This window comes from Acinetobacter sp. YH01009, assembly GCF_013420765.1.
In the GTDB taxonomy this organism is placed as follows: Bacteria; Pseudomonadota; Gammaproteobacteria; order Pseudomonadales; family Moraxellaceae; genus Acinetobacter; species Acinetobacter amyesii.
This window is the reverse complement of the sequence record NZ_VOYE01000008.1, coordinates 1-11963: the sequence shown is the minus strand read 5'-3', so window position 1 is coordinate 11963 and position 11963 is coordinate 1. Positions and strand designations below refer to the sequence as shown.

Here is an 11963-nt window from a genome sequence, read left to right as displayed (position 1 = left end):
TGAGGAATGACCTTTAATAAGATGGATTCAGTAGTTGCTGCTGAATCCATTTTACATTTTCAGGGCTGAATAATCGGTCGATATTTTTCCAAATAGGGTGGAAGCCATAACCACCTTGTTTCATTTCACGTTTTGCTTCCTCAATGGACCAATGCTGAAAAATAATACGGTACATGGCCACACTCGCTCCTGTACGGTCTGAGCCGTGGTAGCAATGGATTAATACTTTTTGCTGCTGTTGTTCAGCTTCTTTTATGGTTTTCATCACCGCCAGTAAATCTTCACGATCGATTTGCCACGTGTGTATCGGAATATGTGCAAATTTAATCTTTTGTGTATCAATAGTATTTTTTAAGCGTTCTGGGTTATGGTGCCGTGAACGTAAATTTATGATCACATCGATGTGCTGTTCTCGTAGAACAGGGGCGAGATCTGCATCAGGTTGTTCACTGCGAAATACTGTTGGGCTGATTTGATAAAAATTATGCTGTTGATGAACGACTTTGCCCCAATGCTGAGGACGTTCATTTAACGGTAATGGATTTGATGTCATGCAACCCGTGAAGCTGAAGCTAACACTGAGTAGGATCATTGGTAGGATTTTAGCGGTCATAGCTTGTATTCTGATAGCGAGCGAATTCGAATGGGTCATGTGCACAGATGAGATCGATGTCCGGATGCTGCGCTAACTGCTGAATCTTATGAAGTGTGTGCAGTCGCTGTGTATTGTCGGTGGCAAATAAACGTTCAAGCTGATTTAAGGCCCGCGAATGAAAATTTGGATTTAATTGATGATGTGAGTAATAAGCATCGCCACAATATAACAACCAGCGATGGTTATTTTTTATTGCAATACCGGCATGACCCGCGGTATGTCCCAAAAGCGGGAGCATTAAAATGTCATCTTGAAAAATAGATAGACCGGCAGTGTGCTCTAAGTTAAACCATGCTTGCGTCCCGATGCTTTCGATAAAATTCCAATAACGATGCAGTTGGAATTGCTGTGGTCGATAGCGCAGTCGTGATTTTAAGCTATGAAGGTTTTGAGTGGCATTATATTCACTGGCTAAGACATGCACGGTCGCCTGCGGAAAATCAGAGATCCCGCCAGCATGATCAAAATCTAAGTGTGACAACAAAATGTGTTGAACATCTTGAGCCTTAAAGCCTAATTTTTGAAATTGATGAGTCGCACTCAGTTGCGGATTAAATTTGATCTGCGCTGTGCGTGAAATAAACCGACCTAAACGATTTTGTGGATGTAAATAATCTTGTAAGCCCAGTCCTGTATCGACTAAGACGAGCCCTTTATCGGTTTCAATGAGCAGGCAATGACAGACCAAATGTGCGCGAAAGCCTTTCTGTCCAAATAAAGGGGCACACGTTGGACAAAAACTACCACAATGTAAATGATGAATTTGATGAATCACGGTTTGTTATTTTCAAGTTTTTATTAGTTATAACGGAATTGTGATGTTTAACCAATCTAATCCCTGAGAGGAATTTGTAATCAAAAAAAGCTCATCCGGAGATGAGCAGGTTGGAGAATGCCAGAACGGGCTCGTCATTCGTTCTGAAGGGGGAAAACTATATTAACTATGGTTATGATACTTAGTTTGCTTAGGTGCTGCGCTTAAAAATAGTTAAATTTGTACCTTCGCTTTGGTCACTCACAGCAGAGCTTCTTATCTTGCGCTCGGACAGCGTAATGCTCCGTTTTATCCTCACTTAGGTTGAGGCGTTAAACGAAGGTAAGGCGTAACTGCGTTATATCCTTGAGGAAAGCGTTGTTTGATTTCCTCTTCATCTTTTAATGACGGCACAATCACAACATCTTCACCTTGTTGCCAGTTGGCCGGTGTTGCAACTTTATGGTTGTCTGTCAGTTGCAAAGAGTCAATGATACGTAAAATTTCATGGAAGTTACGCCCTGTAGATGCAGGATAAGTAATGATTAAACGGACTTTTTTATTTGGATCGATGATCACCAAAGAGCGAACAGTTAATGTTTCGCTGGCATTGGGGTGAATGAAATCATAAAGGGTGGACACTTTACGGTCTTTGTCTGCAATGATCGGGAAGTTGACCGTGGTATTTTGAGTATTATTAATGTCGTTAATCCAACCATGATGCGACTCAACATCATCAACAGACAGGGCAATGGCCTTGACACCACGTTTGCTAAATTCATCTTTTAGTTTTGCGGTAAATCCAAGTTCTGTGGTGCAGACTGGGGTGTAATCGGCAGGATGCGAAAATAAAATGCCCCAACTGTCACCTAAAAAGTCATAAAAATGAATGCTGCCTTCGCTTGAGTCTTGAGTAAAGTCTGGTGCAGTATCACCTAAACGAATCGTCATGGAATATCCCCGTATTTATTGAATTTGTTTAACTTGAAAATAAATATGAAGGATTTTTTTTATGATTAAAAATAGTGTTTTTTCATTTCTTTATGAATATATTTCATATAAAACAGTTTTATTGGGGGATAAATGCGAAATATCTCACGACAGAGTCACTATGTTGTCTGCAGAAAATTTGTTACATTAGCTTGCCTTAAGTCTCCGGGGCTAGAACCCGAGCGCAGAATATTTAAGGGGATTTTTGTGCAAAACCCTTGTACTTCGAATTTCTAGCACCATAATAACGACTAAGAAAATATATTCATTTGACAAGCAAGATTTAGAGAGTCTATTCATGTTGGCAAGTCTGATCGGAGGAATCTTCGGTACCAAAAATGAGCGCGAACTCAAACGCATGCGTAAAATCGTAGAGAAGATTAATGCGCTCGAGCCGACGATATCTGTTCTAAGCGATGCAGACTTATCTGCAAAAACTGAAGAATTCAAAGAACGTTATAAAAAAGGCGACAGCCTTGATAAATTATTACCTGAAGCGTTTGCTGTTTGTCGTGAAGCTGCGAAGCGTGTCATGGGCATGCGTCATTATGACGTACAGCTGATTGGTGGTATTACCTTGCATGAAGGTAAGATCGCAGAGATGCGTACCGGTGAAGGTAAAACCCTCATGGGAACGCTTGCTTGTTACCTCAATGCGATTAGTGGTGAAGGTGTTCACGTGATTACGGTGAACGACTATCTCGCACAGCGTGATGCTGAATTAAACCGTCCATTATTCGAATTTTTAGGTTTAAGCATTGGGATTATTTACTCAATGCAAGACTCAACTGAAAAAGCTCAAGCGTATCGAGCTGACATTACTTACGGTACCAACAACGAATTCGGTTTCGATTACTTGCGTGACAACATGGTGTTTTCTGCTGCTGAGAAAAAACAGCGCAGCTTAACCTATGCCATCATCGATGAGGTCGATTCGATCCTGATTGATGAAGCGCGTACACCGTTGATCATTTCTGGTCAATCAGAAGATTCATCTCAGTTGTATGCTGCCATTAACAGCATTCCACCAAAACTTCATGCACAAAAAGAAGAGAAGGTACCAGATGGTGGTCACTTCTGGATTGACGAAAAACAGCGCTCTGTAGAAATGACCGAAGTCGGTTATGAAACTGTTGAAGCTGAATTGATTCAAATGGGCTTGCTTGCTGAAGGTGAAAGTCTATATTCATCTGCTAATTTAAACTTGGTGCACCATGTTTCTGCGGCCATTCGTGCGCATTACCTATACCAACGCAACGTGCATTACATCATCCACGAAGGTGAAGTGATCATTGTCGATGAAAACACTGGTCGTACCATGCCGGGTCGCCGTTGGTCAGAAGGTTTGCATCAAGCAGTGGAAGCAAAAGAAGGTTTGGAAATTCAACCTGAAAACCAAACTTTAGCAACTACAACATTCCAGAACTATTTCCGTCTATACAAAAAATTATCAGGGATGACGGGTACTGCAGATACTGAAGCTGCAGAGATGAAAGAAATTTATGGCTTGGATGTTGTACTTATTCCAACCCATCGCCCGATGATTCGTAATGACCAAAACGATTTAATCTATTTAAACCGTGAAGGTAAATACAACGCCATCATTCAAGAAATTCAACGTGTTCATGAAGCGGGTGTTGCACCGATCCTGATTGGTACAGCAACCATTGAAGCCTCTGAAATTTTATCAGATAAGCTGAAAGAAGCTGGTATTCAACATGAAGTACTTAATGCGAAACAACATGAGCGCGAAGCGGATATTATTGCGCAAGCGGGTTCACCTCGTGCAGTAACCATTGCGACTAACATGGCTGGTCGTGGTACTGATATTCTGTTAGGTGGTAACTGGAAAGCGTTGCTGGCGAAGATTGAAGAGCCGACTGAAGCAGATGAAGCACGTTTGAAAGCAGAGTGGGAACAAAATCATGAAATGGTGCTGAACTCTGGTGGTTTACACATCATTGGTTCAGAACGTCATGAATCTCGTCGTATCGATAACCAGTTACGTGGTCGTGCGGGCCGTCAAGGTGACCCAGGTGTGTCACGTTTCTACTTGTCGCTTGAAGATGACTTGATGCGTATCTTCGCAGGTGATCGCGTAGTTGCAATGATGCGTGCCATGGGTCTGAAAGAAGATGAAGCCATTGAGCATAAAATGGTGTCACGCTCGATTGAAAATGCACAACGTAAAGTTGAAGCACGTAACTTCGATATTCGTAAAAATTTATTGAAATACGATGACGTAAACAACGAACAACGTAAGATTATTTACTCTCAGCGTGATGAAATTCTTGTTGAACCGTCTTTACAAGATTACATCGAAACGATGATTCAGGATGTGACTAAAGGCATGATCGAAATATATATTCCACCTGAGTCTATTCACGATCAGTGGGATATAGAAGGTCTTGAAAAGGCGCTACGTGAAGATCTATCGATTGAACTGCCAATTTCGCAGTGGTTAGAGCAAGATCGTCGTTTGGATGAAGAAGCTTTGGTTGAACGTATTACTGATGAAGTTCTTCAGCACTACCGTTCACGTCGTACGCAAATGGGTGACGAAACGGCTGCAATGCTCGAACGTCACTTTATGTTGAATTCATTGGACCGCCATTGGAAAGAGCATTTGGCAGCAATGGATTACTTACGTCAAGGGATTCATTTACGTGGTTATGCGCAGAAAAATCCTGAGCAAGAATACAAAAAAGAAGCCTTTAATTTATTTGTAAACATGCTTGCTGTGATTAAGTCAGATGTCGTGACAGATTTATCTCGTATTCATGTGCCTACAGCCGAAGAGCTTGCAGAAATGGAAGCTCAAAAACAGGCTCAAGCTGAATCAATGAATCTTCAATTGTCACACAATGACTTTGATAATTTGTTGGCTGAAGCCAACGGTAATGATGTTATCGATGCGCAATATACACCTGCAGAGCAAGTGATTGTTCCGCCAGAAAGTCGTAACTCACCGTGCCCATGTGGTTCAGGTCTAAAATATAAACAATGTCACGGTAAAATTTAAACAGCATTGTTTAATTTCAAATAAATCAGAGCCATCGCGCTCTGATTTTTTATTTACTCAGCTGATCTGACCTGAATAGTATTTGCAGTGCAGCGGATTAAATGTTATTTAGTTTCTATCAATAACCGTAAGACGGAAAAGACAATGAAAAAAGTACTAAAACCGTTCATGATTGCTGCTTTGGCTTTGCCAACTTTTGCCTTTGCAAACGCTCCTCAGACGACTTCTGTCGAGAAAGTTCAACAAGCAGTTGGTCCAACAACAACTCAAGTACAGGTTGGTACTGACGGTCAAGTGACTGTAGCAAGCCCGCGTACGGGTATTCGTTATACCTTTGCCAATCCAAATCGTCCGATCGTATTGCAGACTGCGAAAATTGCAGCAGCCAATGCGGCGAATGCTGACCGTATTGTGGCTGAAAACCCAGCACTTTCTGCTGCGAGTCAACAAAAAGCGAAACAAGTGCTTCTTGATGAAGCCACTCAGTTGGCGCGTAACTAATTTACGACGCACAGCGATAAAGACCAGTCGAAAGACTGGTTTTTTTATGTGCAAAAGAAATGCACAATAAAATTACAGCAAAACCGTGCTTCTGCTCGATTTTTTATAGATTTTGCACTAAGCTGTATTTTTTATAACTCATATAGTTGGACGTTGAAAAATGGCAGTTGGTGACGTATCTATGCCACAGATGCATGTGGTGAAAGGTGTAAAAATCGGTTCGGCTGAAGCGTATGTGCGCTATCAGAACCGACGTGACCTTGTCATTTTTGAATTTGCTGAAGGTTCTAATGTCGCAGGCGTTTTTACTCAAAATGCATTTTGTGCAGCGCCGGTTCATATTTCGAAAGCGCACTTATTAGCAGGTAATCCACGTTATTTGGTGATTAACACCGGAAATGCCAATGCAGGTACTGGCAAAATCGGCATGGCAAATGCTGAAGCGACATGTGTGAAACTGGCAGAACTGGCTGGTGTTCAAAATACAGAAGTCCTTCCTTTTTCAACGGGTGTAATTGGCGAGCAATTACCTATTGATCGTTTGGTTCAAGGCTTGCAACCGGCATTAGACAGTTTGCAAGAAGACGCTTGGTTGGAAGCGGCAACGGGCATTATGACCACAGATACCACACCTAAAGGTGCATCTGAACAATTTGAGTTAGATGGCGTCCTGTATACCATGACAGGTATTTCTAAAGGCGCAGGCATGATTCGTCCAAATATGGCGACCATGTTGAGTTATGTGGCGACTGATGCACCCATTAGCCGTGAGCTGGTGCAACAGCTTTTGAAAACTACAGTTAACCTGTCGTTTAACCGTATTACGGTGGATGGTGATACCTCAACGAATGACTCATGTATTTTGATTGCAACGGGCCAAGCTGGTGGCGTAGAAATTACTTCAGAATCAGATTCACGTTATGCTGCTGTTTTAGACGTGTTAACACGTGTAATGAAACGTCTTGCACAGCTCATTGTCCGTGATGGTGAAGGTGCGACGAAGTTTATTACTGTGGCGGTAGAAGGCGGCGCAGATACTCAAGAATGTTGTGATATTGCTTATAGCATTGCACATTCACCGTTGGTTAAAACTGCAATCTTCGCATCAGATCCAAACTGGGGCCGTATTTTGGCAGCGATTGGTTATGCAGGTGTGCCAAACTTAGATGTTGAAAAAATTCAGGTCTGGTTAGGTGATGTTCAAATCTGTAAAGACGGTGGTGCCGCAGCAGATTATACCGAAGCAGCAGGGGCTGCAGAGATGGAGAAATCTGAGATCACGATCCGTGTAGATTTAGGACGTGGCAGTGCGCGAGATACTGTGTATACCTGTGATCTGTCGTATGACTATGTCAAGATTAACGCAGATTACCGTTCATAAGATATTTGATGTTTTTGAAAAGCCTCCGTTGTGAGGCTTTTTTATAAGTGGAACTTTTTAATGACCGGTAAAAAATAGCCAAGTGCCATATTTATGGGTCAGTTGTGAAGCACCTGTGTAGTAGCAGGCATTAAGGATAGAGAAGACGTTGTGATGAATAATGCAAACAACTTAATTGCAAATGAAGCAAAATCAATTGTACAAGCGCATTTGGATCGTTTGGGTGATGTTAAAGAGCATCACTTAACGGAAGCTGCAAAGCTTGAAAAGTTTGAATTAATTAAAGCGGAACTCAAAAAGCGTAACGCTGTCCTTGTTGCACACTATTACTGCGATCCTGAAGTGCAGGAACTAGCAGAACTGACCGGTGGATGCGTTTCGGATTCACTTGAAATGGCACGTTTTGGTCGGGATCATGAAGCAACGACGTTGGTAGTTGCAGGGGTGAAATTCATGGGGGAGACCTCGAAGATTTTATCTCCTGAAAAAACCGTACTGATGCCAACCCTAGAAGCAACATGCTCACTTGATTTGGGCTGTCCGGTCGATGAATTTACCAAATTTTGCGATGCACATCCGGACCATACGGTTGTGGTATATGCCAATACCTCGGCGGCAGTGAAAGCGCGTGCAGATTGGGTGGTAACCTCGAGCTGTGCTGTTGAAATTGTTGAGCATTTAGATAGTTTAGGTGAAAAAATTATTTGGGCACCCGATCAGCATCTCGGTCGTTATATTCAAAAGAAAACTGGTGCAGACATGTTGCTATGGGATGGGGCATGTATTGTTCATGAAGAATTCCGTGCGCGTGGTATTGCCAATATGAAAGCGCTGTATCCAGATGCAGCAGTTTTGGTACATCCGGAATCACCTGAATCTGTAGTGGATATTGCAGATGCCGTCGGTAGCACTTCACAATTGATCAAGGCTGCACAAAGCTTGCCACACGAACGTTTAATCGTGGCAACAGATCGCGGTATTTTTTATAAAATGCAGCAAGCTGTACCGAATAAAATTCTCATCGAAGCGCCGACGGCAGGTGAGGGAGCGACATGTCGTTCATGTGCGCATTGCCCTTGGATGGCGATGAATGAATTGGATGGCATTCTGGAAGTTTTACAAAAAGGTGATCAGGAAATTTTTGTAGATCCGGCATTGGCTGAGCGTGCTAAATTGCCTTTAGATCGGATGTTGAATTTCAGTGCCAGTTTAAAACGTTAATTTTTGCTTGAAAAATGATTAAAGTGCTTGATAAATAATCGCTTGAAATGATTTTTTATGTTTTTTTGAAGATAGGTGTTGACGTTAATCAACGTCACGCCTAGAATGCACACCGTACCGCATGATATGCGATACAGCGAAAGCTGAGATGAAACGGAGCATAGCACAGCCTGGTAGTGCACCTGGTTTGGGACCAGGGGGTCGTAGGTTCGAATCCTACTGCTCCGACCAATTTCTCAAGGCAAAAATCGCGTGATAGTCTATGTCATCGGTAATGCGCCTGTAGCTCAGTTGGATAGAGCATCCGCCTTCTAAGCGGATGGTCACAGGTTCGAATCCTGTCAGGCGCGCCATTTTAATGGTGTTCTGATACTAGAATCTGAAACTTGTTGTGATGGTGGATGTAGCTCAGTTGGTAGAGCCCCGGATTGTGATTCCGGTTGTCGTGGGTTCGAATCCCATCATTCACCCCAATTCGGAGCATAGCACAGCCTGGTAGTGCACCTGGTTTGGGACCAGGGGGTCGTAGGTTCGAATCCTACTGCTCCGACCATTTTCTTAAAGAAAACGGTCGATAAAAGATACCGCATACAGCGGTTTTTTTATGCCTGTAATTTAAAATGCGTTATATTGGTTATTCACAAGCAAGAACATGATGGTGGATGTAGCTCAGTTGGTAGAGCCCCGGATTGTGATTCCGGTTGTCGTGGGTTCGAATCCCATCATTCACCCCAATTTTTAAAGTTGAAAGCGGAGCATAGCACAGCCTGGTAGTGCACCTGGTTTGGGACCAGGGGGTCGTAGGTTCGAATCCTACTGCTCCGACCATTTATCTCAAAAGCAATACTGTAAAAAAAGATGCCGCATTTAGCGGTTTTTTTATGCCTAAAATTTATAAACACAATAAAAAAGCCACCTTATGGTGGCTTTTTTATATTTCACTATTTAGGGAATGATCGTGACATTTACACGACGGTTTATGGCACGATTTGTTTCGGTGTCATTAGAGACCATCGGCTGTTCAGCCCCACGGCCAATAATTTGAATATTTGAACTGTTATAACCTTGCTTTAAAAAGACGTTTGCGACGCTTTGCGCACGTTTTTCTGACAGTTGTTGGTTGTAATTGGCTTGTCCAACATTATCCGTATGACCAATAAACTTAATTTTGTTTAGGTCATATTTAATCAGTTGAGTGGCAAGTGTATTTAACTTGCCTTGTTGGTGGGGTTGAATTTGATAATCATCAAAGCCAAATAAAAGTCGTTCTGGTAGGGCAAGTGTCCAACCATCATTGGTCAAGACAAAACCTTCTTTTTTAAGCATGCGTGCTTGTTTGTAGCTTAAGTTACCTAAACTCATGCAGGCTGTCATAGTGGCCGTGAATGCAAGTATAAATAAAACTTTAAATGCGTTCTTTAACATAACAAATCCTATGAGTTGGGGCGTTGTGGTGCAATGCACCAATGATTATTCGAAAGTTTAGCATCATACATAGCGCGATCCGCATCTGCGATTAGATCTTCTGGCGATTTCGCATTTTGGATCAGTGCCACACCAATATTAGCTTGTAATGCAATATTATGTTGCTCATAAACAAATGTGGAACCATAGCATTCATGTATTTTGTGACAAAAGACTTCGAGTTCTGTCAGGAAATTTAAACGATTGATAATAATTGCAAATTCATCACCACCGAGTCGCGCAACGAAAGCATCATCTGGCAGTGCTTGTTTTAAACAATGTGATGAGGCGCGCAGTACTGCATCCCCAGCTAAGTGACCATATTGGTCATTCACATGTTTAAAGTTTTCAATATCGACAAAGAACACGGCAGCGTTCGCTTGTAAGTCAAATAGCTCAAACAGCTTTTCATAAAAATAATTGCGATTTGGTAATTGGGTTAATGCATCATGACGTGCTAGATGAATTAGCTTGTCATTTTCTGAAATTAAGTTTTTATTTGACTGATCAATTTCACTAAGTAAACCATTAAAGGCGGTGCTGAGTGCGTGTAATTCTTGAATATCAGAGTTTGAAACCCGCATTTTATAATCTTTCTTAATACTAATGGTTTGAGCTGATTCAACAATAGAGCGAACGGATTGCATTAAGTATTGATAAACAGAGTTCACCGACCAAAACACAGTAGCCAATAAAAGAATAAAACCTAAAAATAAACCCAGCAAAATTTTATGGAAGAAACTAACTAAATCTGACGAGTTTCCATATACGACCAGTTCGCCATAACTTTTCTGATCATGATGAATATCTAAACGGATCGGTTGGCTAAAAAAGAAATAATCTAAAATCGCTTGGCTAGAAAATGTTGAAATTTCTTGTTGCTCAGCATGAGCAAGCGACGCATTTTGAAGGTTGGTAATTTCTATCGATCGAATGGGATACAGTTGAGTGTATTCATTTAAAATTTGACGCATCGTTGTTTGGTCATTAAACACCACAGCCGGTTGAACACGTTCGTTAATCGCATTTGATAAAATCGTTAAGCTGTTTTTTGCATAGGTATGCATGGTATAGGTGGAAATCACCAAAAAAATCGCAGAACAAATCGTAAATGTTAAAGCAAAGATGGTGAGCTGCGAACGCGTAAATAATTGGTGTAATGTAATTGGGTTATAGAGTTGTTTCATTCAGCTGACTCCGATGACTTCGCCAGTAATAAAACGCGTGGATCAATATGTATTTGTGACTGCGTTAGACTTTCCATATTAATTTTAAACGAATAACTCTGATTTTTTTTATACAAACAGAATGCACTGCCGGACTCACACTCACTATTGTTACTGCTTAGAGAGAGGGCGGGGAAATTGACATGGCTGTTTAAAATGTTTTGTTCTTCTTTTGCTGTTAGGTTGGAAAAAAATAAAACTTGGCAATGACTGGATTTGATGTCATTCACATTGATGGCTGTAATTTTATAAGTGCTGTGGGTTGGCGCAAGTTTTTTAAAATCATTGACTAAACTTGAATTATTAATCACGCAAAATTTGGGTGAAGTGGTTTCCCACTTGGCATAACTCAAAATAGAGAAAGTGGTTGTGAAAATATTTGCTGTGGGAGCTGCATATAATAAGGGTGAAATGGAGCACGCCATTATTAAATAGGCAGTTTTTTTTAAAACAACCATACGAAATCAAAAATGTCTTAAATTAAATGGAATGAAAATTGGGTGCATATACGTTTTATTATGTGAAATAGGGCGTATATAGCCCAATAATAATACAAAAGAATGTTTATGTGTTTAAAAAAGCGACATGCGTAAAATAAATCATAAAAAGGGTGTTGCAACGAATGTGAAATGCTGTAGAATGCACATCCATCGGCGGTGATGAAGATTAAAACTTCTGATAAAACAATGACTTGGTTGAATTGATTAAGTTGGGTTTTAGAAAAAAGTTTAAAAATAATTTGAATTACC

Annotated in this window: 10 protein-coding genes and 6 tRNA genes; 10 read left to right on the top strand and 6 right to left on the bottom strand. The window is 41.2% G+C overall.

Features of this window, described 5'->3' with window-relative positions; all coding sequences use genetic code 11:
• Nucleotides 1-13: 13 nt before the first annotated feature.
• The 3 genes from FTT76_RS09510 to FTT76_RS09500 all read right to left on the bottom strand — a co-directional run bounded on the left by FTT76_RS09510 (nucleotide 14) and on the right by FTT76_RS09500 (nucleotide 2360).
• Nucleotides 14-613: a dual specificity protein phosphatase family protein gene (locus FTT76_RS09510; protein WP_180074286.1), complete on the bottom strand. Its 600-nt coding sequence runs from the start codon at nucleotides 611-613 to the stop codon at nucleotides 14-16.
• Nucleotides 603-1430, bottom strand: a complete 828-nt coding sequence (locus tag FTT76_RS09505; RefSeq protein WP_180190410.1) for an MBL fold metallo-hydrolase — start codon at nucleotides 1428-1430, stop codon at nucleotides 603-605. Before FTT76_RS09505 ends, FTT76_RS09510 begins: the two co-directional genes overlap by 11 nt.
• A gap of 294 nt (nucleotides 1431-1724) precedes the next feature.
• A complete protein-coding gene (locus FTT76_RS09500; protein WP_180074291.1) occupies nucleotides 1725-2360 on the bottom strand; it encodes a peroxiredoxin in 636 nt (211 codons plus the stop codon).
• 337 nt (nucleotides 2361-2697) lie between these two features.
• Here FTT76_RS09500 and secA point away from each other — a divergent pair, with 337 nt between their 5' ends.
• The 10 genes from secA to FTT76_RS09450 all read left to right on the top strand — a co-directional run bounded on the left by secA (nucleotide 2698) and on the right by FTT76_RS09450 (nucleotide 9352).
• Nucleotides 2698-5421, top strand: a complete 2724-nt coding sequence (gene secA, locus FTT76_RS09495) for a preprotein translocase subunit SecA (protein WP_180074293.1) — start codon at nucleotides 2698-2700, stop codon at nucleotides 5419-5421.
• A gap of 144 nt (nucleotides 5422-5565) precedes the next feature.
• On the top strand, nucleotides 5566-5922 hold the full coding sequence (locus tag FTT76_RS09490; RefSeq protein WP_078191213.1) for a hypothetical protein: 357 nt from the start codon (nucleotides 5566-5568) through the stop codon (nucleotides 5920-5922).
• Nucleotides 5923-6082: 160 nt separating this feature from the next.
• Nucleotides 6083-7303, top strand: coding sequence for a bifunctional glutamate N-acetyltransferase/amino-acid acetyltransferase ArgJ (gene argJ / locus FTT76_RS09485; RefSeq protein WP_180049931.1), 1221 nt, complete (start codon nucleotides 6083-6085; stop codon nucleotides 7301-7303).
• A gap of 153 nt (nucleotides 7304-7456) precedes the next feature.
• Nucleotides 7457-8524, top strand: coding sequence for a quinolinate synthase NadA (gene nadA, locus FTT76_RS09480; RefSeq protein ID WP_180049929.1), 1068 nt, complete (start codon nucleotides 7457-7459; stop codon nucleotides 8522-8524).
• A 154-nt stretch (nucleotides 8525-8678) separates the two neighbouring features.
• Nucleotides 8679-8755 (top strand) — tRNA-Pro (locus FTT76_RS09475).
• Between the two features lie 45 nt (nucleotides 8756-8800).
• Nucleotides 8801-8877, top strand: a tRNA-Arg gene (locus FTT76_RS09470).
• Between the two features lie 44 nt (nucleotides 8878-8921).
• A tRNA-His gene (locus tag FTT76_RS09465) sits at nucleotides 8922-8997 on the top strand.
• A 3-nt stretch (nucleotides 8998-9000) separates the two neighbouring features.
• Nucleotides 9001-9077: transfer RNA gene (locus FTT76_RS09460), tRNA-Pro, on the top strand.
• A 105-nt stretch (nucleotides 9078-9182) separates the two neighbouring features.
• Nucleotides 9183-9258: transfer RNA gene (locus tag FTT76_RS09455), tRNA-His, on the top strand.
• Between the two features lie 17 nt (nucleotides 9259-9275).
• Nucleotides 9276-9352: transfer RNA gene (locus FTT76_RS09450), tRNA-Pro, on the top strand.
• Nucleotides 9353-9469: 117 nt separating this feature from the next.
• Here FTT76_RS09450 and FTT76_RS09445 read toward each other — a convergent pair.
• Genes FTT76_RS09445 through FTT76_RS09435 form a run of 3 tightly spaced genes read right to left on the bottom strand, consistent with a single transcriptional unit; the run spans nucleotide 9470 to nucleotide 11672 of the window.
• Complete coding sequence (locus FTT76_RS09445; protein WP_078191210.1) at nucleotides 9470-9949, bottom strand: OmpA family protein; 480 nt, start codon at nucleotides 9947-9949, stop codon at nucleotides 9470-9472.
• A gap of 8 nt (nucleotides 9950-9957) precedes the next feature.
• On the bottom strand, nucleotides 9958-11175 hold the full coding sequence (locus tag FTT76_RS09440; RefSeq protein WP_180049927.1) for a diguanylate cyclase domain-containing protein: 1218 nt from the start codon (nucleotides 11173-11175) through the stop codon (nucleotides 9958-9960).
• Nucleotides 11172-11672: a YfiR family protein gene (locus FTT76_RS09435; protein WP_180049915.1), complete on the bottom strand. Its 501-nt coding sequence runs from the start codon at nucleotides 11670-11672 to the stop codon at nucleotides 11172-11174. The genes FTT76_RS09440 and FTT76_RS09435 overlap by 4 nt, the downstream gene beginning before the upstream one ends.
• Between the last annotated feature and the right edge of the window lie 291 nt (nucleotides 11673-11963).